Annotated in this window: 19 protein-coding genes; 17 read left to right on the forward strand and 2 right to left on the reverse strand. The window is 60.1% G+C overall.

What is annotated here, in order from left to right; translation table 11 throughout:
- Positions 1-6 precede the first annotated feature (6 nt).
- Positions 7-798, reverse strand: a complete 792-nt coding sequence (gene phhA, locus HNO86_RS09925) for a phenylalanine 4-monooxygenase (RefSeq protein ID WP_175376827.1) — start codon at positions 796-798, stop codon at positions 7-9.
- 278 nt (positions 799-1,076) lie between these two features.
- On the opposite strand from phhA, the gene HNO86_RS09930 reads away from it, so the two are divergent.
- The 14 genes from HNO86_RS09930 (at position 1,077) to fliT (ending at position 16,968) form a co-directional block, all read left to right on the forward strand.
- Entirely contained in the window at positions 1,077-2,636 is a 1,560-nt protein-coding gene (locus HNO86_RS09930; protein ID WP_175376828.1) for a sigma-54-dependent transcriptional regulator, read from the forward strand.
- A gap of 240 nt (positions 2,637-2,876) precedes the next feature.
- On the forward strand, positions 2,877-3,617 hold the full coding sequence (locus HNO86_RS09935) for a flagellar basal body rod protein FlgF (protein ID WP_175376829.1): 741 nt from the start codon (positions 2,877-2,879) through the stop codon (positions 3,615-3,617).
- Between the two features lie 45 nt (positions 3,618-3,662).
- Positions 3,663-4,448 (forward strand): flagellar basal-body rod protein FlgG, encoded by a 786-nt coding sequence (flgG, locus tag HNO86_RS09940; protein WP_175376830.1) that lies wholly within the window; start codon positions 3,663-3,665, stop codon positions 4,446-4,448.
- A 53-nt stretch (positions 4,449-4,501) separates the two neighbouring features.
- The gene (gene flgH, locus HNO86_RS09945) at positions 4,502-5,197 is read left to right on the forward strand and encodes a flagellar basal body L-ring protein FlgH (protein WP_175376831.1); all 696 of its coding nucleotides are present in this window, start codon (positions 4,502-4,504) and stop codon (positions 5,195-5,197) included.
- A gap of 18 nt (positions 5,198-5,215) precedes the next feature.
- Entirely contained in the window at positions 5,216-6,325 is a 1,110-nt protein-coding gene (locus HNO86_RS09950; protein ID WP_175376912.1) for a flagellar basal body P-ring protein FlgI, read from the forward strand.
- An 11-nt stretch (positions 6,326-6,336) separates the two neighbouring features.
- Positions 6,337-7,629 carry a flagellar assembly peptidoglycan hydrolase FlgJ gene (gene flgJ, locus HNO86_RS09955; protein ID WP_175376832.1) on the forward strand — a complete coding sequence of 431 codons (1,293 nt, stop codon included), beginning with the start codon at positions 6,337-6,339 and terminating at the stop codon, positions 7,627-7,629.
- A 23-nt stretch (positions 7,630-7,652) separates the two neighbouring features.
- Entirely contained in the window at positions 7,653-9,665 is a 2,013-nt protein-coding gene (gene flgK, locus HNO86_RS09960; RefSeq protein ID WP_175376833.1) for a flagellar hook-associated protein FlgK, read from the forward strand.
- A 13-nt stretch (positions 9,666-9,678) separates the two neighbouring features.
- Positions 9,679-11,271 carry a flagellar hook-associated protein 3 gene (locus tag HNO86_RS09965; protein ID WP_175376834.1) on the forward strand — a complete coding sequence of 531 codons (1,593 nt, stop codon included), beginning with the start codon at positions 9,679-9,681 and terminating at the stop codon, positions 11,269-11,271.
- 315 nt (positions 11,272-11,586) lie between these two features.
- The gene (locus HNO86_RS09970) at positions 11,587-12,516 is read left to right on the forward strand and encodes a ketoacyl-ACP synthase III (protein WP_175376835.1); all 930 of its coding nucleotides are present in this window, start codon (positions 11,587-11,589) and stop codon (positions 12,514-12,516) included.
- Positions 12,517-12,767: 251 nt separating this feature from the next.
- Positions 12,768-14,213 carry a flagellin gene (locus HNO86_RS09975; RefSeq protein WP_175376836.1) on the forward strand — a complete coding sequence of 482 codons (1,446 nt, stop codon included), beginning with the start codon at positions 12,768-12,770 and terminating at the stop codon, positions 14,211-14,213.
- 73 nt (positions 14,214-14,286) lie between these two features.
- The gene (locus tag HNO86_RS09980; protein ID WP_175376837.1) at positions 14,287-14,637 is read left to right on the forward strand and encodes a flagellar protein FlaG; all 351 of its coding nucleotides are present in this window, start codon (positions 14,287-14,289) and stop codon (positions 14,635-14,637) included.
- Between the two features lie 81 nt (positions 14,638-14,718).
- Positions 14,719-16,104 (forward strand): flagellar filament capping protein FliD, encoded by a 1,386-nt coding sequence (gene fliD / locus HNO86_RS09985; RefSeq protein WP_175376838.1) that lies wholly within the window; start codon positions 14,719-14,721, stop codon positions 16,102-16,104.
- A 154-nt stretch (positions 16,105-16,258) separates the two neighbouring features.
- Entirely contained in the window at positions 16,259-16,648 is a 390-nt protein-coding gene (gene fliS / locus HNO86_RS09990) for a flagellar export chaperone FliS (protein ID WP_175376839.1), read from the forward strand.
- 23 nt (positions 16,649-16,671) lie between these two features.
- Positions 16,672-16,968, forward strand: coding sequence for a flagellar protein FliT (gene fliT, locus HNO86_RS09995; protein WP_175376840.1), 297 nt, complete (start codon positions 16,672-16,674; stop codon positions 16,966-16,968).
- 93 nt (positions 16,969-17,061) lie between these two features.
- Here the strand turns inward: fliT and HNO86_RS30250 are convergent, their stop codons facing one another.
- Entirely contained in the window at positions 17,062-17,250 is a 189-nt protein-coding gene (locus tag HNO86_RS30250) for a hypothetical protein (RefSeq protein ID WP_224533637.1), read from the reverse strand.
- On the opposite strand from HNO86_RS30250, the gene HNO86_RS10000 reads away from it, so the two are divergent.
- The 3 genes from HNO86_RS10000 (at position 17,197) to fleR (ending at position 21,358) form a co-directional block, all read left to right on the forward strand.
- Entirely contained in the window at positions 17,197-18,615 is a 1,419-nt protein-coding gene (locus HNO86_RS10000; RefSeq protein ID WP_256672597.1) for a sigma-54 dependent transcriptional regulator, read from the forward strand. The two genes, HNO86_RS30250 and HNO86_RS10000, sit on opposite strands and share 54 nt — an antisense overlap.
- Before the next feature lie 110 nt (positions 18,616-18,725).
- Positions 18,726-19,961, forward strand: a complete 1,236-nt coding sequence (locus HNO86_RS10005; RefSeq protein WP_256672592.1) for a PAS domain-containing sensor histidine kinase — start codon at positions 18,726-18,728, stop codon at positions 19,959-19,961.
- Between the two features lie 5 nt (positions 19,962-19,966).
- The gene (fleR, locus tag HNO86_RS10010) at positions 19,967-21,358 is read left to right on the forward strand and encodes a sigma-54-dependent response regulator transcription factor FleR (protein ID WP_175376841.1); all 1,392 of its coding nucleotides are present in this window, start codon (positions 19,967-19,969) and stop codon (positions 21,356-21,358) included.
- Positions 21,359-21,404: the final 46 nt, after the last annotated feature.

A 21,404-nucleotide genomic window follows, 5' to 3' on the forward strand; every position in this document is an offset into this window, starting at 1 on the left:
AGCGGTTCACGCCGCCTTGGGTTTTGGCGGAAATTTCGGCGCATGCAGGCCCAGCTGCATGGCTTGCTTGACCATGCCCATGATGTCCTCGTGGGCCAGGTCGAACAGGCGCTTGAGGTCGGGCAGGACAAAGTACAGTGGCTGCAGGATGTCGATGCGGTAGGGGGTGCGCATGCATTCCAGTGGGTCGAACGCCTGATGCTCGGGTTCGTCCGACAGGCAGTACACGGTTTCCTTCGGCGAAGACAGGATGCCGCCACCGTAGATGCGCTGGCCTTGCGGGGTATCGAGCAGACCGAACTCGATGGTCATCCAGTACAGGCGCGCCAGGTACACGCGTTCCTCCTTGGAAGCCTTGAGGCCGAGTTTGCCGTAGGTGTGGGTGAATTCGGCGAACCAGGGGTTGGTCAGCAGCGGGCAGTGACCGAAGATCTCGTGGAAAATGTCAGGCTCTTGCAGGTAGTCCAGTTCTTCGCGGGTACGAATGAAGGTCGCCACGGGAAACTGCTTGCTGGCGAGCAATTCGAAAAAAGTCTGGAAAGGAATCAGTGCCGGAACGCGGGCAACTTGCCAGCCGGTGGTTTCACCGAGCACCTTGTTGATCTCGCCCAGTTGCGGAATGCGGTCGTGGGGCAGACCGAGCTTTTCGATACCGTCCAGGTATTCCTGGCACGCACGCCCTTCGATCACTTTCAGTTGGCGAGTGATCAGCGTATTCCACACCGCATGTTCTTCAGCGGTGTAGTCGATAAAACCATGCGCATCGGGCTCGCGAGCCACGTATTGCGTCTGCTTCATACAGCTCTCCTGCGAGGGAATTCGTTCTTGTTATGTACTGCTATGGACCTAGGAATACTCCAACGCGTTCGGCTTTGCAGCGGTCAGGCAGGTTCGTTGGCGGGATGAGCGCCGGAAAATCGTAAAGTTTTCGTTACGTTTGGCCATTTGTCGTGCAGGTGTCGCGATTGGCGTGTAGGAAAAGTGCTTCGGGTGTCACATAATCTTGACGACTATCTGAGCGCCCTCGCAGAAAAACTCCGCTTCGAGGCCTCTTTCATCACTGTCCGGGCCTTTTCATGCGTATCAAAGTCCACTGCCAGAACCGCATCGGCATCCTGCGTGACATCCTCAACCTGTTGGTGGAGTACGGCATCAACGTCGCTCGCGGCGAGGTGGGCGGTGAGCACGGCAATGCGATCTACCTGCACTGTCCGAACCTGATCAACATCCAGTTCCAGGCGCTGCGTCCGAAGTTCGAAGCGATTGCCGGGGTATTTGGCGTCAAGCGCGTCGGGCTGATGCCCAGCGAGCGTCGGCACATGGAACTCAATGCCTTGCTCGGGGCCCTCGAGTTTCCGGTGCTGTCGATCGACATGGGCGGCTCCATCGTTGCCGCCAACCGCGCGGCGGCGCAGTTGCTCGGGGTGCGGGTCGATGAAGTACCGGGCATTCCCCTGTCACGCTATGCCGAAGATTTCGACCTGCCGGAACTGGTGCGCGCCAACAAATCGCGGATCAACGGCATGCGGGTCAAGGTCAAGGGTGATGTGTTCCTGGCCGACATCGCACCGCTGCAATCGGAGCACGACGACAGCGAGGCCATGGCGGGTGCGGTGCTGACGCTGCACCGCGCCGACCGGGTAGGGGAGCGCATCTACAACGTGCGCAAGCAGGAGTTGCGCGGCTTCGACAGCATCTTCCAGAGCTCCAGGGTGATGGCCTCGGTGGTGCGCGAAGCCCGGCGCATGGCGCCACTGGATGCGCCGCTATTAATAGAAGGCGAAACCGGGACCGGCAAGGAGTTGCTGGCGCGGGCCTGCCATCTGGCCAGTCCGCGGGGTCAATCACCGCTGATGGCGCTCAACTGCGCCGGGCTGCCGGAGTCCATGGCCGAGACCGAGCTTTTTGGCTATGGCCCTGGAGCCTTCGAGGGGGCGCGGGCCGAGGGCAAGCTCGGGCTGCTGGAGCTGACGGCGGGCGGGACACTGTTTCTTGACGGGGTCGGCGAGATGAGCCCGCGCCTGCAGGTGAAGCTGCTGCGCTTTCTGCAGGACGGATGCTTTCGGCGGGTCGGCAGTGATGAAGAGGTCTATCTCGATGTGCGGGTGATCTGTGCGACCCAGGTCGACCTGTCCGAGTTGTGCGCCCGCGGCGAGTTTCGCCAGGACCTGTATCACCGCCTGAATGTGTTGTCGTTGCACATCCCGCCACTGCGCGAATGCCTCGACGGTTTGCCGCCGCTGGTGGAGCACTTTCTCGATCAGGCCAGTCGGCAGATCGGTTGCCCGCTGCCGAAACTGGCACCGGCGGCCATGGATCGGCTGAGTCACTACCATTGGCCGGGCAATGTCCGGCAGCTGGAAAACGTGCTGTTTCAGGCGGTTTCCCTGTGCGACGGTGGTACCGTCAAGGCCGAACACATTCGCTTGCCGGATTACGGCGTGCGCCAGCCCCTGGGGGATTTCTCGCTGGAGGGCAGCCTGGACGAGATTGTCGGGCGATTCGAGAAAGCGGTGCTGGAAAGCCTGTATTCCGAGCATCCGAGCAGCCGGCAACTGGGCAAGCGCCTGGGGGTTTCCCATACCACCATTGCCAACAAGTTGCGTGAGTACGACGTCGGTAAAGACAGCAACTAAGAAGCCAAAAGCAAAAGATCGCAGCCTGCAAAGCAGGCTGCGATCTTTTGATCTATTGCCGCGAAGCGGCATGACACCGCCGGTTTTTCGACTTCAGCCTTTCCTGAAAATCCCCGCAACACCCCTCAACCCCTTTGTTTACCGCACCTTACGCCACCAAAACCAAGTTGGTCTGCAAATTGCTTATGGCTGATCAGTACAGCAGTGGGCGGCAAACGTCCGGCAGGCAGAGGATAGATTGTGGACAAGTACCTTTATGTGGCAATGACCGGCGCCAGCCAGAATGCACTGGCGCAAAAGGCTCATGCCAACAACCTGGCGAACATCTCCACCAACGGTTTCCAGAAAGACCTGGAGCAGGCGCGTTCGATGCCGGTGTTCGGCGACAGCTTTCCGGCGCGTGCGTTTGCCATGTCCGAGCGTCCGGCCACCGACTTCACTCCGGGCTCCCTGGTGGAAACCGGTCGTGATCTCGATGTCGCCGTGCAAGGTAACGGCTGGCTGGCGGTGCAGAACCCGGACGGCGGTGAAAGCTATGTGCGCACCGGCAGTCTGGTGGTCGATGCGTTGGGCGTATTGCGCGCCGGCAACGGCATGCCGGTGATCGGCAACGGCGGCCCGATCGCCGTGCCGCCCCAGCAGCAGATCGAAGTCGGCGAAGACGGCACCATCAGCATCCGCTCGATGGGCGAGGACCCACGGGTCATGGCCGAAGTCGACCGCATCAAGCTGGTCAACCCGGACTTCAAGAACATGACCAAGGGTCTGGACGGTTCTATCCACACCAAGGACGGCCAGCCGGCGCAAGCCGATGCCAACGTCAAACTGGTGTCAGGGTTCCTGGAGTCGAGCAACGTCAATGCCGTGGACGAGATGACCTCGGTGCTGGCCCTGTCCAAGCAGTTCGAACTGCACGTCAAGATGATGAACACCGCCAAAGAAGACGACCAGGCCATGGCTCGCGTCTTGCAGATCAGCTAATTATCAGAACGTCGCGCCGTAAAACAGGCGAACGAGGAGAATTGAATGCTTCCGGCTCTATGGGTTGCCAAAACCGGTCTGTCCGCCCAGGACACCAACCTGACCACCATTTCCAACAACCTGGCCAACGTGTCGACCACGGGTTTCAAACGCGATCGCGCCGAGTTCCAGGACCTGCTCTACCAGATCAAACGTCAGCCGGGCGCCCAGTCGACCCAGGACAGCGAACTGCCGTCGGGTCTGCAAGTGGGTACCGGTGTGCGCATCGTCGGCACCCAGAAAAACTTCAACGCCGGCAGCCTGCAAACCACCGAACAGCCGCTGGACATGGCCATCGACGGTCGCGGTTTCTTCCAGATCCTGCAACCGGACGGCACCACGGCCTACACCCGTGACGGTACCTTCCACCTGGACTCCAACGGCCAGATCGTCAACGCCAGCGGTTTCGCCCTGCAGCCGGCCATCGTCATTCCGAACGATGCCCAGACCTTCACCGTCGGCAAGGACGGCACCGTGTCCATCACCACGGCCGGCAACCCGGCTTCCCAGGTGATCGGCAACCTGCAGACCGCCGACTTCATCAACCCGGCCGGCCTTCAGGCCGTGGGCGGCAACCTGTTCCTGGAAACCGGCGCCAGTGGCGCGCCGGAGGTGGGTACTCCTGGTCTGGCCGGTTTCGGTACCACGCTGCAGAACACCCTGGAAACCTCCAACGTCAGCACCGTTGAAGAGATGGTCAACATGATCACCACTCAGCGCGCCTACGAGATGAACTCCAAGGTGATCTCCACCGCCGACCAGATGCTCTCGTTCGTTACGCAGAATCTGTAATCAAGTCTACAAGGCGGTCCCCCGGCCGCCTGCTACACCGTGAGGTAAGGGTCATGAAACGCTTCGTCTCTGTTATGGCATTGAGTGGGATCACCGCGCTTGCAGGTTGCGTCGCTCCGACGCCCAAGCCCAATGACCCTTACTATGCCCCGGTGCTGCCGCGTACACCGCTGCCGGCTGCCGCGAACAACGGCTCGATCTATCAGGCCGGGTTCGAACAGAATCTCTACAGCGACCGCAAGGCGTTCCGGGTCGGTGACATCATCACCATCACCCTGAACGAGAGGACCCAGGCCAGCAAAAACGCCAACTCGCAGATTGGCAAGAACAGCAAGGCCAACATCGGCCTGAGCTCGCTGTTTGGCTCTACCCCAAACACCAACAACCCGTTTGGCAGTGGCGACCTTAGTCTGGAAGCTGGCTATGAAGGCGACCGCGCGACCAAGGGTGACAGCAAGGCTGCGCAAGGCAACACCCTGACCGGCTCGATCACCGTGACCGTCGCCGACGTGTTGCCCAACGGCATCATCGCCGTGCGTGGCGAGAAGTGGATGACCCTCAACACCGGTGACGAGCTGGTGCGCATTGCCGGTCTGGTTCGTGCCGATGACATCGCCACCGACAACACCGTGTCCTCGACTCGTGTGGCCGACGCGCGCATCACTTATTCGGGTACCGGTTCGTTTGCCGATGCGAGTCAGCCAGGCTGGTTCGACCGTTTCTTCCTCAGCCCGTTGTTCCCTTTCTAGGTGGCTTTCCAGTTGAGCATGTTGAATTTCAGAAGTCTGATGATGGCCGCCGTTCTGTTGTCGGCGGCTTTCAATGCCCAGGCCGAACGCCTGAAGGACATCGCCAGCATTTCCGGCGTGCGTTCCAACCAGCTGATCGGTTACGGCCTGGTGGTCGGGCTTAACGGTACCGGTGACCAGACGACCCAGACGCCATTCACCCTGCAGACCTTCAACAACATGCTCTCGCAGTTCGGCATCAAGGTACCGCCGGGATCGGGCAACGTGCAGTTGAAAAACGTGGCGGCGGTCTCGATCAGTGCCGATCTGCCGGCGTTCGCCAAACCGGGGCAGCAGGTCGACATCACCGTTTCCTCCATCGGTAACTCCAAGAGCCTGCGCGGCGGTACGCTGCTGCTGACACCGCTCAAGGGTATCGACGGCAACGTCTACGCCGTGGCCCAGGGCAACCTGGTGGTCGGCGGCTTCGATGCCGAAGGTCGCGACGGTTCGAAAATCACCGTCAACGTGCCGTCGGCCGGTCGCATCCCTGGCGGTGCATCGGTGGAACGCGCAGTGCCGAGCGGCTTCAATCAGGGCAACAGCCTGACACTGAACCTCAACCGTTCCGACTTCACCACGGCCAAGCGCATCGTCGACAAGATCAACGACATGCTCGGCCCAGGCGTGGCCCAGGCCATCGACGGCGGTTCGATTCGCGTTACCGCGCCGCTGGATCCGAGCCAGCGCGTCGACTATCTGTCGGTGCTGGAAAACCTCGAGATCGATCCGGGCCAGGCGGTGGCGAAAGTCATCATCAACTCTCGTACCGGCACCATCGTGATCGGGCAGAACGTCAAGGTTTCGCCGGCCGCCGTGACCCACGGCAGCCTGACCGTGACCATCACCGAAGACCCGATCGTCAGTCAGCCGGGCCCGCTGTCCAACGGGCAGACGGCCGTGGTGCCGCGCTCGCGGGTCAACGCCCAGCAGGAAGCCAAACCGATGTTCAAGTTCGGCCCCGGGACCACCCTCGACGAAATCGTGCGTGCGGTGAACCAGGTCGGCGCGGCGCCAGGTGACTTGATGGCGATCCTCGAAGCACTGAAACAGGCCGGCGCGTTGCAAGCCGACCTGATCGTGATCTGAGGACGACCACCATGGATATGTACAAGAGCGGTCGGGTCAGCAGCAGCGATTCGGGGGCGTTTTCCGACCTGAACCGATTGAACCAGCTCAAGGTCGGCGACAAGAACAGCGACGCGAACATGCGCAAGGTCGCGCAGGAGTTCGAATCGCTGTTCCTTGGCGAGATGCTCAAGTCCATGCGCTCGGCCACCGAAGCGCTGGGCAAGGACAACCCGCTCAATACCCCTGAAGCCAAGCAATATCAGGAAATGTACGACCAGCAACTGGCCGTTTCGATGTCTCGCGAGGGCGGCGGTATTGGCCTGGCGGACGTGCTGATGCGCCAGATGTCGAAGAACAAACCGCTGGCGCCGGGCGAGGCCGCGGCCTTGTCGCAAGCCAAGCAGGAAGCCGCCAAGGCTGCTGCGCAAACCCCGGTCGCCGCTGGCACCGTGGCCGTCAACGGTCCGCTGTCGCGGGTCAACGGCGAGCGTCCGTTGTGGGCTTCGCGTTCGGTCCGTGCGCCGAGCGGCGAGGGCACGCATCGCAATGACATGGAACTGATCAACCAGCGCCGGCTGGCCTTGCCGCCGAAACTGGCCGATCGCTTGCTGGCGGGTCTGGTGCCTTCGGCAACCACCACTGCCAATAACACGGTTGCGGCGCTCAACAAATCGCCACTGCCGGAGCGTCTGGCGAGCACCGGTTCCGGGCCTCTGTATAACGGCGACTGGCTGGCCCAGGCGCAAGACGCCGCGAACGGTCCGCTGACGATTCAGGGGCGAGCCATCGCGCAGATTCCCCTGGCGCCGCCGAAGAAAGCCTTCAGCTCCGCCGACGAATTCGTCAATACCATGCTGCCGATGGCCAAGGAAGCCGCCGACCGCATTGGCGTCGATCCGCGTTACCTGGTGGCCCAGGCCGCGCTGGAAACCGGCTGGGGCAAATCGGTCATGCGCGCCCAGGACGGCAGCAGCAGTCACAACCTGTTCGGCATCAAGGCCGGTAACAGCTGGCAGGGTGATTCGGCGCGAGCGATCACCAGCGAATTCAGAAATGGCCAGATGGTCAAGGAGACGGCCGAGTTCCGTTCCTACGACTCTTACAAGGACAGCTTCCATGACCTTGTAACGCTGCTGCAAACCAATAATCGCTATCAAGATGTCGTGAAGTCTGCCGATAACCCGGAACAGTTTGTACGCGAGTTGCAAAAGGCCGGTTACGCCACCGACCCGAACTACGCGAGCAAGATTTCGCAGATAGCCAGGCAAATGACGAGTTACCAAAACTACGCCGCGGCGGGCGCTTCCACGACGCCTATATAGACACAAGGTATAAGGTCTGAATCATGAGTTTGCTCAACATCGGAATGTCGGGTCTGTCCGCTAGCCACGCTTCTTTGGTGACTACCGGTAATAACATTTCCAACGTCGATACCGTCGGGTACTCCCGCCAACAAACCGTACAGAACAGCAAGAACTCGATTCAGTACGGCAACGTGTTCATCGGCACCGGCACCACGCTGGCCGACGTGCGCCGGGTGTACAACAGCTACCTCGATTCGCAGTTGCAGACCACCACTTCGCTCAACAGCGACGCCCAGGCCTATCTGGGCCAGGCCACCCAGGTCGACAAGCTGCTGTCCGACAGCGGCACCGGTGTGACCAAATCCCTGCAGGCGTTTTTCTCGTCCCTGCAAACCCTGGCCGGCAACTCCAACGACAACGCCGCGCGCCAGGCGCTGCTGACCAATGCCCAGGGCTTGAGCAGTCGCTTCAACGCGATTTCCAAGCAGCTGACCCAGCAGAACACCTACATCAACGATCAATTGGGTTCGATGGCCGAACAGGTCAACAAACTGGCGTCGACCGTTGCGGCCTACAACAAGAAAATCGCCGAAGTCAGCGGCTCGGGCGGCACGCCCAACGAACTGCTGGACCAGCGCAACGAAACCGTGCGCCAGCTCAGCGAACTGGTCGGCACTCAGGTCACTGAAACCGAAGGTCGCCTGGATATCTATCTGGGCAGCGGCCAGCCACTGGTGGTCGGCGATACCGTCAATAAACTGCGCGTGGCGCCGGACCCGGCTGATCCGACCCGTTCCGCGATCATCATGGATCGCAATGGCTCGTCGATCGACATCACCAATGTGATGAGCGGCGGCGAAATGGGCGGTCTGGTGCGTTATCGCAATGAAGTGCTGACGCCTGCGGTCAACGGCCTGGGGCGTATCGCCATGGTCGTGGCCGATCAGGTCAACAAGCAGCTGGGCCAAGGGCTGGACCAGAACGGCAATTTCGGCGCGGCACTGTTCAACAACATCAACAGTGCGGCGGCCATCAGCCAGCGCAGCATCGCCAACGGCAACAACAACCCGGCTTCCGGCAACCTGAACGTCACCATCCAGGACACCAGCAAGGTACAGGCCAGTGACTATCAGGTGACCATCACCGCCACCGGCTACAACGTGCGTCGCCTGTCGGACAACACCGACATGGGGAACTTCGCCTTCGCCACGCCGCCGGCCGCCGATCCGGTCATCGACGGTTTCAGCCTGAGCATCAACTCCGGCACCGTCGCTGCCGGCGACAGCTTCAAGATCACCCCAACCCGCAGTTCCGCCGCGGACATGACCACGGTCATGACCGACACCAAGACCCTGGCCACCTCCGCGCCGCTGACGTCGACCAAGGCTTCGGGTAACGACGGTACCGGCGCGGTCGGTCAGCCGACCCTGAAGACTGTTCTGGATATCTACAACCCGGCCCAGCGTCTGGAAGTGCAGAACGCCGTCAAGGCATCGATGCCGGTTCGCCTGGTGATGACCAGCGCCAACGCCTACGAAGTATTCGACTCCAAGGGCACCAGCATCGGCACCGGCAGCATCGTGCCTGGCCAGGACAACGACCTGAACATCAACGTGCCGTACACCGATGCCGGTGGCAACGCCAAGACGTTCAGTGTGGGGATGACCATCAGCGGCAGCCCGGCGTCGGGCGACAGCTTCAACATCAACATGACGGCCGCCGACAGCACCGATAACCGCAACGCCCAGGCGCTGCTCGGTCTGCAATCGAAGGCCACCGTCGGCGCCACCGCCACCAGCCCGGGCGTCAGCTTCACCGAAGCCTATGGCGGTCTGGTGACGACCGTCGGCTCCCTGACCCGCCAGGGGCAGCTGGATGCCACGGCCACCGACACCATCATGACCGGTGCGCGCGACGCCCGGGATTCGCTGTCGGGGGTCGATCTCGATGAAGAAGCGGGCAACCTGACCAAGTATCAGCAGTACTACACGGCCTCTTCGCAGATCATCAAGACTGCGCAGGAAATTTTCAGCACCTTGATCAATGCCCTTTAAGGAGCCGTAGAACATGCGTATTTCTACAGCACAGTATTACGCCGCTTCGGCTGCCAACTACTCCCGCAACCTCAACAACGTGATGAAGACCGCCGAGCAGGCAAGCAGCGGCGTGAAGCTCGAAACTGCGGCGGACGATCCTGTGGGCGCGGCGCGCCTGCTGCAGCTTGAGCAGCAAAAAGCAATGTTGGGCCAGTACACCACCAACATCAACGCGTTGAACACTGCTCAAGCCCAGGAAGAGGGCGTGCTGGACAGCATCAACAACGTGCTGCAAAAAGTCAGTGAGCTGACGGTGCGCGCCGGTGGCGGTTCGTTGAATGACGACGACCGCAAATCCATTTCGGCGGAGCTAAAGCAGGCTGAAGAGCAATTGCTGACCCTGATGAACAGCAAGGACGCCAACGGCAAGTACATCTTCTCCGGCGCCAGCAACAATACCCAGCCATTTGTTAAGAACAGCGACGGCACCTACAGCTATCAGGGTGACCAGACCCAGCTGGAGCTGAAGATTGGTGACTCGATGTCACTGGGCTTGAACGATACCGGTTGGGATGTGTTCCAGCAGGCGATCAACGCGGCGCGCAGTTCCACCACCATGACTGCTCCGGCGGTGGATGATGGGCGTGTGGCTCTGTCCCCGGGGTTGGTGAACTCGGGGCCGGCGTTCGATGCGAATTTCCGCAGTGGCCAGCCCTACACCCTGACGTTCACCAGCAGCACCCAGTTTTTGATCACCGATGGGGCGGGCAATGACGTCACTGCCGAGGCAACTGCAGGTGGCAAATTTGACCCGAATGCCAAGGGCGGCTCCGACATCAACTTCCGTGGCGTGACTTTCAAGCTGGATATTACTTATCAGGCTGGCGACAACCCTACAGACTCCGCCGCCTCCGATGCAGTTATTGCAGGACACAGTTTCCAGTTGACGGCCAAGCCCGACAGCTTCGTGGCGAATCGTGCACCGAGCAATACGTCGACGGCCATCATCAGCCAGACGACGGTGACCAACGCTGCCGATTACAAGAACTTTTTCCCGGAGGGTGGGGCTGTTCTGAAGTTCACCGGTCCTGGTACCTTCGAACTCTACGCTCGCCCATTGACCAGCAGCAGTACACCAGTCACCACCGGAACCGTGACGGCCGGTGTGGCCACTGCAGCGGGTGTCAGCTTTACCCTGGGTGGTACGCCGCCAACGCCGGCCGCGGGTGATCAGTTCGACATTGCGGTCAATACCCACCAGACCCAGAACGTACTCGACACCATCAGCCAGCTGCGCTCGGCGCTCGACACGCCAACCCAGGGCAATCCGGCCCAGCAACGTTTCCTGGAAGATACGATCGCTTCGTCCCTTGCCAACTTGAACAACTCCAAGAACCAGGTTGACCTGACGCGTGGCGCAATCGGTGCCCGGGGCAACGTGATGGACATGCAGAGGGATCAGAACACCAGCACCGATCTGATCAACGAATCGACCGGCAATTCGATCAAGAACACGGATCCGGCAGAAGTGCTGACCCGCCTGACCCTGCAACAGACCATGCTACAGGCCGCACAACTGGCATTTGCCAAGGTTTCCCAGCTGAGCCTGTTCAACAAGCTTTGAGTCGGTCCTGACCGCTCGCGGCCAGCCCCTGTCAAAGGTGGCTGGCTTTTTTTTGCGCTTTTTTCGCCTGAAACGGCGCGGGGCAGGGCGCGATCCGGACCACAAAATCAAATAAACCACCCCTCTCTGAGTGACCCGTCAGTCAAAACGCGCATCTTCACTGTATCCTGTCTGCGGGCGGTGAAGGTGTGAGGGGTGTTCAAGGGTGTTCCTTGAGCCTCGACGTTGCCTCTTCTGGGGGCCAGGCCCCGACTGTAGACGCCCTCGATTCAGCGAGCGGCGATGTTCAGCTGTTTATTATTTGGGAAGCCATAAATGATTGGCATAAAAAATATAGCGAGTTACGTGCCGGCAGCCGGGATTGATAACTATGCCCAGGGTGCAAAGTTCGACAAGGACGAGACCTTTATCCTTGGCAAGATCGGTTCCGCGTTTTTGCCACGCATGGATGCTGATCAGGAAACCTCCGATCTGTGTGTCGAAGCAGCCAATGCGTTGTTCGCCGCCAATCCTGAACTCAAGCGTGAAGCCATCGACTGCCTGATCGTCGTCACCCAGAACGGTGACGAAGAGGGATTGCCGCACACTGCTGCGATCGTGCAGGACAAACTGGGCCTGTCGACCCATGTCGCTGCTTTCGATATTTCCCTGGGCTGTTCCGGTTACGTCTACGGCCTGTATGCAATCAAGGGCTTCATGGAAGCGGCAGGGCTGAAAAACGGCCTGCTGATTACCGCCGATCCTTATTCGAAGATCGTCGATCCGGAAGACCGCAACACCACCATGCTGTTCGGCGATGCCGCCACGGCGACCTGGATGGGCGAAAACGCCGTCTGGCAGCTGGGCAAATCGAAGTTCGGCACCGACGGTTCCGGCGCACCGCACCTGAAAGTCACCGACGGCGTGTTCTTCATGAACGGCCGCCAGGTCTTCAACTTCGCCTTGCTCAAAGTCCCGGCACATTTGCATGAGCTGCTCGACGAGTCGAATCTGCAGGCCAGTGACATCAATGCCTTCTGCATTCACCAGGGCAGTGCGGCGATTGTCGATGCCGTGGCCCGTCGCTTCGAAGAAGGCGAGCCTGAGAAGTTCGTCAAGGACATGCTCGAAACCGGTAACACGGTGTCGTCGAGCATTCCGCTGCTGTTGCAGAACCATGTGTTTGATTCCACCTGGACCCGCGTCGCCATCAGCGGCTTTGGCGTGGGCCTCTCATGGGGTTCGGCGATTCTCTACCGCGGCTGATCGATTCGATCGCGGCGGCAAAAAAAAACGCCCGGGAATGAAAATTCCCGGGCGTTTTTCGTTTTTCTGGCGCCGACTTTATGACTCTAAACCCTTGAAAATAAAGGGCTGGCACCCTGCCATTAAAATTTTCGAAAAAAGCCCTCAAGCAAACCGGTACCACGACGATAACTATTACGTAGGTTCTCTAGGCCACACCAGGCGGTTGCCAGGGCCGGAAGCCGCAGTATCCATCCAACGAGGATTTCGTCATGGCTTTAACCGTTAACACTAACCTTGCTTCTTTGACCGTTCAGAACAACCTGAACAAAGCTTCCGGTTCTCTGCAGACTTCGATGCAGCGCCTGTCCTCCGGCCTGCGTATCAACAGCGCCAAAGACGACGCCGCTGGCCTGCAGATCTCCAACCGTCTGACCAGCCAGATCAACGGCCTGCAGACCGCTATCAAAAACGCCGGTGACGGTATCTCCATCGCGCAAACTGCTGAAGGCGCGATGCAAGAGTCCACCAACATCCTGCAAAAAATGCGCACCCTGGCTCTGGCTTCCGCCAACGGCTCGCCAAGCGCCGACGACCGTAAGTCGAACAACGCTGAATACCAGGCTCTGACTGCAGAACTGACCCGTATTGCTACCACCACTACTTTCGGTGGTCGTAACCTGCTGGACGGCTCCTTCGGTACCACCGCTTTCCAAGTAGGCGCCAACGCCAACCAGACCATCAACATGACTCTGGGCGACGTATCGGCTAACAACATCGGCTCCCAGCAGCTGAAGTCCGTGGCCATCGCTCCAAGCGCTACCGGCGTTGCCGGCGGTGCACTGGCTATCACCGGTGGTGGTCAGACCGCTAACGTTACTGTTGCTGCTGGCCAGTCCGCCAAAGCGACCGCTGCTCAACTGAACGGCGCTATCGGTGGCCTGTCGGCTACTGCCAGCACTGAAGCTCAGTTCACTGTAAACACTGCTGCGATCCTGGCCGCTACTCCTGCCAGCGCCAACTTCTCCATCAAAGTGGGCAGCGGCGCTGCAGTCAACATGGTTGGTGTTACCGACACTGCTGGCCTGGCTGACCAACTGAAGTCCAACGCTGCCAAACTGGGCATCAGCGTTAACTACAACGCCACCACCAACAACCTGCAAATCAAATCCGACACCGGTGAGAACATCGTTCTGAACTCTGGTGACGCCGGTGCAATCGCTGGTATCAGTGTTGCCGCCAAAGACGGTTCCGGTGCTTACGGTGGTGCTATCGCGGCTGCTGCTACCGCTATCCAGGTTACTGGTGCAGTTTCGCTGAACTCCACTAACAGCTACTCGCTGAGCGGTGCTGGTGCAACTGGTCTGTTCGTTGCTGCGGGTACTACCGTCAGCTCGGCTAAAACCACCGTCAACAACACTGACGTGACCACTGCTACCAACGCGCAAAACGCTGTTGACGTGATCACCCAGGCAATCGCCAACATCGACTCCCAGCGTGCTGACCTCGGTGCGGTGCAAAACCGTTTCGACAGCACCGTGTCGAACCTGCGCAGCATCGCGGACAACTCCACTGCTGCTCGTGGCGTGATCCAGGACGTTGACTTCGCATCGGAAACTGCTCAGCTGACCAAGCAGCAAACCCTGCAACAGGCTTCCACCGCGATCCTGTCCCAGGCTAACCAGCTGCCATCCGCTGTACTGAAGCTGCTGGGTTAATCCCACGCTTGATGTGTGACGCAAGGGTACGTTTACGTGCCCTTTCGTCTTTTTCGTGATGAGGAGATTTAACATGGACATGAGCGTCAAGTTGAACCTGTCTTATCCAGCCGTTGCCTCTCAAGGTGCAGCGCCAACCGTTGCAGACAAAAAAGATCAGCCCAAAACTGAAGCTGTTGCTGCATCGGGCGCCGAGCCCAAGCGTGACGAGCTGGAAAAGGCTGTGACCGATATTCAGGAATTCGTCCAGGCTGCCCAACGCAATCTGGATTTCTCCATTGATGATTCCACCGGCCGGGTCGTGGTCAAGGTCATCGCCACTGAAACGGGTGACGTGATCCGCCAGATTCCGTCGGAAGCCGCACTGAAACTGGCGCAGAGCCTGTCGGACGCAAGCAGCTTGCTGTTTGACGACAAAGTCTGAGCTGGCACGATTTTTGTTGCTGACTGCGCTCGAGGCGCGTTTCGTCAAGAAAGCAGCAGCCACTGAACAAGGAGATAGATGATGGCGGGTACAACGGTTAGCGGTATCGGTTCGAACATCGATACCCAGGCGATCGTGAAGTCTTTGGTGGACTCCGAAAGGGCGCCGAAGCAGACGCAGATCAACAACCAGACGCTGAAAGCGACCACCTCGCTGTCGTCTATCGGCAAAATCCAGGCGGCACTGGATGCTTTCCGCAGTGCGCTGGACAACATGAAGACCGCATCGAGCTTCAGTGGGCTGAGTGGCTCGTCCTCCGATGAAAAGGTCGCAACCGTAACGACGGGCAATGGCGCGGCGGCCGGTAGCTTTTCATTGTTGGTCACTCAAATGGCAACAGCGTCGAAGATCTCGACAAAGGTTTTTGCCGGTGGTGCCTCCTCCGTCGTCAACGCAGGTTCAGCGCCTTCCACGTTGACCATCAAGCAAGGCACCGATACGTTCGATGTGAGCATTCCGGCTGGGGCCACGCTGCAGGAAGTCCGTGACTCGATCAACTCCCAATACGCGAACAAGGGTTTGAGTGCCAACATTCTGACCGATGCCAATGGCTCTCGCATGGTGTTGACCTCAAGCAACACAGGCGTAGGTTCCGATTTGACCCTATCCGGAAATTCAGGGCTGGAAACAGGTACCTCGGTCCTGGCCACGCCTCAAAACGCCAAATACACGCTTGATGGCGTATCGATGGAGTCCAAGACCAATACCATCGCCGATGCCGTCAGCGGCATTACGGTCAAGCTGACTGGCGTTTCTCAGGTTCCTTCCGGGGGCGGTGCGGCAACGCCAACCACCATTACGGTGGCTGCCAGCGGTGCGACACTGAAGTCGGCGGTCAAAGGGTTTGTCGATACATACAATGCACTGGTCAAGGCTGCCAATGCGGAGACTCAGGTCACCACAGCCGCCGATGGCACTGTAACGTCCGGCGCGCTCACTGGCGATGCTTCTCTGCGCTCCCTGATGTCGGCGGTACGCACGGAGTTGAACGCAATGGGAGGGACTGGTCAGTTGAAATCTCTCGCCCAGTTCGGCGTTCAGACCGACCAGAAGACCGGATTGCTTTCGGTCGATGACAAGCTGTTCGACGCCGCAGCCTTGACCAATGCCGCCGATATCAATGGGATTTTCTCCGGCGATAACGGCTTGCTCGCGCGTATGAAGTCCGCGACTGATACCTTTGCACAGAAAACCACGGGCGTTTTTGCTGCCCGTTCGACGAGTCTGAGCGACAGTCTGAACGACCTGAAAAAACAGCAGGATGCCCTCGACGCCCGCATGGCCGCCCTGCAAACAAGCCTGACCGCCAAATACACCGCCATGGACTCCCTGGTCGCCAAGCTGCGAGCCCAGAGCGACAGCATCATGACCACGCTCAACGCACTGAACAATCCGAAGTCGGATTGATCCGCGCAAAGGCATGAAAGAACCCAGGCCGTCCGTCGAGACAGACCTGGGTTTTTTCATTGCTGGCCTGCGGTGGTTAAAGTTTTGTGTCGAGGCGTCGACATAAAGATCAGAGCATTCCTATTACAGCTGTTGTCTGTCACGAGGTAGAAACATGAACCCCATGAGAGCCCTTCGCCAATACCAGAAGGTCAATTCCCATGCCCAGATCTCCGAAGCCAGCCCGCACCGCCTGGTGCAGATGCTGATGGAAGGCGGGCTGGATCGCATGGCCCAGGCCAAGGGCGCTCTGGAGCGCGGTGACATCGCGCTCAAGGGGTTGATGATGGGCAAGGCGGTGGACATCATCATCGGCCTGCGTGATGGCTTGAACCCGGAAAAGACCGACGATCCGGCATCCCTGCAACAACTCGACAACCTGTACGCCTACATGATGACCCGTCTGATGGAAGCCAACCGCGACAACGACGTGGCCATCATCGACGAAGTATCCGGCCTGCTGGAAACCCTCAAAAGCGGCTGGGATGCCATTGCCAATCAATAGGCTTCGAGCCTGAGGATGACGTCATGAGTCACGCACTTCGACGCATAGAAGAAACCCGCGAAGCCCTGATCGATGCCCTGGCGGCGCGTAACTGGGACGCGATTGGCGAGCTGGATACGACCTGTCGCGAGTGTGTCGAGGAAGTGCTGAGCGAAGCACCGATCGACGAAGAGGCGGTGCGCAGCAATCTTGAGGAGCTGTTGGCGGTGTACAAGGACCTGCTGACCGCGACCATGGGCGAGCGCCAGGCCATCGTCGATGAGATGTCGCAGATCAACCAAGCACAAAAGGCGTCAAAGGTTTACCATCTGTTTGGTTAATTGACGCCAGTTAATCCAAACATAGTGCGCCATAAATTTGACTGTGCACGGTTTTTTGACTTAACTAGTGGCTGTTCCAGATTTCAGTCGTCTTCAGGCATAGTTCGCCTGCAAGCGTTTAGCTTGCCCCAGCATTTTGGGCATCGAGTTGACTAGGGAAGTTGCTATTGCATGTGGCGTGAAACCAAAATTCTGCTGATTGATGACGATAGCGTCCGCCGCCGCGACCTGGCGGTGATTTTGAATTTTCTCGGCGAAGAAAATTTGCCCTGCGGAAGCCATGATTGGCAGCAGGCTGTCGGCTCTTTGTCATCCAGTCGTGAAGTGATCTGTGTCCTGATCGGGACGGTCAATGCTCCTGGCGCTTTGTTGGGCTTGTTAAAGACACTCTCGACATGGGATGAGTTCCTTCCTGTTTTGCTGATGGGCGATAATTCTTCCATCGACCTGCCGGAAGACCAGCGTCGTCGCGTGCTTTCGACCCTGGAAATGCCGCCCAGCTACAGCAAATTGCTCGATTCCCTGCACCGTGCCCAGGTCTATCGCGAGATGTACGACCAGGCCCGCGAGCGCGGTCGCCATCGCGAACCCAACCTTTTCCGCAGCCTTGTCGGCACCAGCCGGGCGATTCAACACGTGCGCCAGATGATGCAGCAGGTGGCCGATACCGACGCCAGTGTGTTGATCCTGGGCGAGTCCGGTACTGGCAAGGAAGTGGTCGCGCGTAACCTGCACTATCACTCCAAGCGCCGCGAAGCGCCGTTCGTTCCGGTGAACTGCGGGGCGATCCCGGCCGAGCTGCTGGAAAGCGAACTGTTCGGCCACGAGAAGGGCGCCTTCACCGGTGCGATCACCAGCCGTGCCGGACGATTCGAACTGGCCAACGGCGGCACGCTGTTCCTCGACGAGATCGGCGACATGCCATTGCCGATGCAGGTCAAGCTGCTGCGCGTCCTGCAGGAGCGCACCTTCGAGCGCGTGGGCAGCAACAAGACCCAGAGCGTCGACGTGCGCATCATTGCGGCGACCCACAAGAATCTCGAAAGCATGATCGAGATCGGCACCTTCCGCGAAGACCTCTACTACCGTCTCAACGTGTTCCCGATCGAGATGGCGCCGCTGCGCGAGCGTGTCGAGGACATTCCGCTGCTGATGAACGAGCTGATCTCGCGCATGGAGCACGAGAAGCGCGGTTCGATCCGCTTCAACTCGGCGGCGATCATGTCCCTGTGCCGTCACGGCTGGCCGGGCAACGTCCGTGAGCTGGCCAACCTGGTGGAACGCATGGCCATCATGCATCCGTACGGGGTGATCGGCGTGGTCGAGTTGCCGAAGAAATTCCGCTACGTCGATGACGAAGACGAGCAGATGGTCGACAGCCTGCGCAGCGATCTCGAAGAGCGCGTCGCCATCAACGGCCACAACCAGGACTACACCGCCAGCGCGCTGTTGCCGCCGGAAGGGCTCGACCTGAAGGACTACCTCGGTGGTCTGGAACAGGGCCTGATCCAGCAGGCGCTGGACGATGCCAACGGTATCGTGGCGCGCGCGGCCGAACGCCTGCGCATCCGTCGCACCACCCTGGTGGAGAAGATGCGCAAGTACGGCATGAGCCGTCGTGACGGTGATGAACAGGCGGATGATTGACGCCTGTTTTTCAAGTGTTTCATTTATAAGCGGTTTTTTTTAGGCACGGGTATTGCTATGCCTCTCGCAACGTTCCGTTTCACTGACGGTCAGCCAAGCGAGAAAGTACGATGCCGCAAGCCGCCCAGATCTCTCCTGTCTCAGATGCCTTTGGGGATGCCCTGGGGCATCCGTCGTCCGTAGAGCAGGCAAGCCGGCTTGGCCTCGAGCAGGCATTCGCCCTGTTCAACCAGATGTCCACCCAACTGAACAGCTCTTACAGCATGCTCGAAGCCCGGGTGACCGAGCTCAAGGGAGAGCTGGCCGTGGTCAGTGCCCAGCGCATGCAGGAACTGGCGGAAAAAGAACGCCTGGCCAACCGTCTGCAAAACCTCCTCGACCTCTTGCCCGGTGGCGTCATCGTCATCGACGCCCAAGGCATCGTGCGCGAAGCCAACCCGGCGGCCTGTGAGCTGCTGGGCCTGCCGCTGGAAGGCGAGTTGTGGCGCCATGTCATTGCCCGCTGCTTTGCGCCTCGTGACGACGATGGTCATGAAGTCTCCCTCAAGGATGGTCGGCGTCTGTCGATTGCCACGCGCTCGCTGGATGCCGAGCCCGGGCAACTGGTATTGCTCAACGACCTGACTGAAACCCGTCACCTGCAGGACCAGTTGGCTCGCCACGAACGCCTGTCGTCCCTGGGGCGCATGGTTGCCTCGCTGGCTCATCAGATTCGTACGCCGCTGTCCGCGGCCTTGCTCTACGCCAGCCATTTGACTGAGCAGGAGCTGCCGGTCGACATCCAGCAACGTTTTGCCGGACGCCTCAAGGAGCGCCTGCACGAGCTGGAGCATCAGGTGCGCGACATGCTGGTGTTCGCCCGTGGCGAGTTGCCGCTGACTGACCGCGTCACCCCCAAACAGTTGATGCAGTCGCTGCAGGCGGCAGCGCTGCCCCATGTGCTGGACCTGTCCATTCGCTGGCAGTGCGACAGCCATACCGGCGAGTTGCTGTGCAATCGCGACACCCTGGTCGGGGCCTTGCTCAATCTCATCGAAAACGCCGTGCAGGCCAGCAGTCGTGACGTGCGCTTGAAGGTGCATCTGTATACCCGCGACAACCAGTTGCGGGTGTGCATCAGCGACAGCGGCAGCGGCATCGACAGCGTTGTGCTGGCGCGTCTCGGCGAGCCGTTTTTCACCACCAAGGCCAACGGGACCGGGCTCGGCCTGACCGTGGTCCACGCCGTTGCCCGTGCGCATCAGGGTGCGTTGCAGTTGCGCTCGCGGCCGGGGCGCGGGACTTGCGCTCAGGTGATCCTGCCGCTGTTTTGCGATGAATCACGTAACGCTCAAGGAGTGGAGTGAACGTCATGGGCATCAAGGTTTTACTGGTCGAGGATGACCGCGCTTTACGCGAAGCACTGACCGATACGCTGTTGCTTGCGGGGCACGATTACAAGGCGGTCGGTTCGGCGGAGGAAGCGCTGGCAGCGGTCGAGGCCGAGGCGTTCAGCCTGGTGGTCAGCGACGTCAACATGCCGGGCATGGACGGTCATCAGTTACTCGGCCTGCTGCGAGCGCGCCAGCGGCAACTGCCGGTGTTGCTGATGACGGCCCACGGTGCGGTGGAGCGGGCCGTGGATGCGATGCGCCAGGGCGCGGCGGATTACCTGGTCAAGCCGTTCGAGCCCAAGGCCTTGCTCGATCTTGTCGCACGCCATGCGCTGGGCAGCCTCGGCATCGCCGACAGCGAAGGGCCGGTGGCTTTCGAGCCTGCCAGTGCACAGTTGCTGGAGCTGGCCGCACGGGTGGCTCGCAGTGATTCCACGGTGTTGATTTCCGGCGAGTCCGGGACCGGCAAGGAAGTGCTGGCGCGCTACATTCATCAGCACTCCCATCGTGCCAGCCAGCCGTTCATTGCGATCAACTGCGCGGCGATCCCGGACAACATGCTCGAAGCCACGCTGTTCGGTCATGAGAAGGGCTCGTTCACCGGCGCCATCGCGGCGCAGGCCGGCAAGTTCGAGCAGGCCGATGGCGGCACCATCCTGCTCGACGAAATCTCCGAAATGCCCCTGGGGTTGCAAGCCAAGCTGCTGCGCGTGCTGCAGGAGCGCGAGGTCGAGCGGGTAGGGGCGCGCAAACCGATCACTCTGGATATTCGCGTGGTGGCGACCACCAACCGGGACCTGGCCGCGGAAGTGGCGGCGGGGCGCTTCCGCGAAGATCTTTACTATCGCCTGTCGGTGTTTCCGCTGGCGTGGCGACCGCTGCGCGAGCGCACCGCCGATATCCTGCCGCTGGCCGAGCGTCTGCTGGCCAAACACGTCAATAAAATGAAGCATGCCGCCGCGCGTTTGTCGCCGCAGGCGCAGGCTTGTCTCGTCGGCTATCCGTGGCCGGGCAATGTGCGCGAGCTGGATAACGCGATTCAGCGCGCGTTGATCCTGCAGCAGGGCGGTTTGATCCAGCCTCAGGATTTCTGTCTGGCCGGCCCGATCGCCTGTGCGCCGTTGCCGGTTTCGCCACCAGTCGCCACATCTTTGCGCCCCGTGGAGGTCGAAGCCGAATCGGCCGGCGCTCTGGGCGATGACCTGCGCCGTCGGGAATTCCAGATGATCATCGACACCTTGCGTACCGAGCGCGGCCGTCGCAAGGAAGCCGCCGAGCGCCTGGGCATCAGCCCGCGCACCCTGCGCTACAAGCTGGCGCAGATGCGTGATGCGGGGATGGATGTGGAAGCCTATCTGTTCGCCACCTGAAATCTGGCGCGAAACCCCGATCCAAATGTGGGAGCGAGCCTGCTCG

Source organism: Pseudomonas sp. C1C7 (genome assembly GCF_013359595.1).
Classification (GTDB): Bacteria; Pseudomonadota; Gammaproteobacteria; order Pseudomonadales; family Pseudomonadaceae; genus Aquipseudomonas.

Excerpts from the sequence above, each read along its gene's own strand:
- phhA (WP_175376827.1), bottom strand. The coding sequence starts at position 798 with ATGAAGCAGACGCAATACGTGGCTCGCGAGCCCGATGCGCATGGTTTT.
- HNO86_RS09930 (WP_175376828.1), top strand. The coding sequence starts at position 1,077 with ATGCGTATCAAAGTCCACTGCCAGAACCGCATCGGCATCCTGCGTGAC.
- flgG (WP_175376830.1), top strand. The coding sequence starts at position 3,663 with ATGCTTCCGGCTCTATGGGTTGCCAAAACCGGTCTGTCCGCCCAGGAC.
- flgH (WP_175376831.1), top strand. The coding sequence starts at position 4,502 with ATGAAACGCTTCGTCTCTGTTATGGCATTGAGTGGGATCACCGCGCTT.
- HNO86_RS09950 (WP_175376912.1), top strand. The coding sequence starts at position 5,216 with ATGTTGAATTTCAGAAGTCTGATGATGGCCGCCGTTCTGTTGTCGGCG.
- flgJ (WP_175376832.1), top strand. The coding sequence starts at position 6,337 with ATGGATATGTACAAGAGCGGTCGGGTCAGCAGCAGCGATTCGGGGGCG.
- flgK (WP_175376833.1), top strand. The coding sequence starts at position 7,653 with ATGAGTTTGCTCAACATCGGAATGTCGGGTCTGTCCGCTAGCCACGCT.
- HNO86_RS09965 (WP_175376834.1), top strand. The coding sequence starts at position 9,679 with ATGCGTATTTCTACAGCACAGTATTACGCCGCTTCGGCTGCCAACTAC.
- HNO86_RS09970 (WP_175376835.1), top strand. The coding sequence starts at position 11,587 with ATGATTGGCATAAAAAATATAGCGAGTTACGTGCCGGCAGCCGGGATT.
- HNO86_RS09975 (WP_175376836.1), top strand. The coding sequence starts at position 12,768 with ATGGCTTTAACCGTTAACACTAACCTTGCTTCTTTGACCGTTCAGAAC.
- HNO86_RS09980 (WP_175376837.1), top strand. The coding sequence starts at position 14,287 with ATGGACATGAGCGTCAAGTTGAACCTGTCTTATCCAGCCGTTGCCTCT.
- fliD (WP_175376838.1), top strand. The coding sequence starts at position 14,719 with ATGGCGGGTACAACGGTTAGCGGTATCGGTTCGAACATCGATACCCAG.
- fliS (WP_175376839.1), top strand. The coding sequence starts at position 16,259 with ATGAACCCCATGAGAGCCCTTCGCCAATACCAGAAGGTCAATTCCCAT.
- fliT (WP_175376840.1), top strand. The coding sequence starts at position 16,672 with ATGAGTCACGCACTTCGACGCATAGAAGAAACCCGCGAAGCCCTGATC.
- HNO86_RS30250 (WP_224533637.1), bottom strand. The coding sequence starts at position 17,250 with ATGGCTTCCGCAGGGCAAATTTTCTTCGCCGAGAAAATTCAAAATCAC.
- HNO86_RS10005 (WP_256672592.1), top strand. The coding sequence starts at position 18,726 with ATGCCGCAAGCCGCCCAGATCTCTCCTGTCTCAGATGCCTTTGGGGAT.
- fleR (WP_175376841.1), top strand. The coding sequence starts at position 19,967 with ATGGGCATCAAGGTTTTACTGGTCGAGGATGACCGCGCTTTACGCGAA.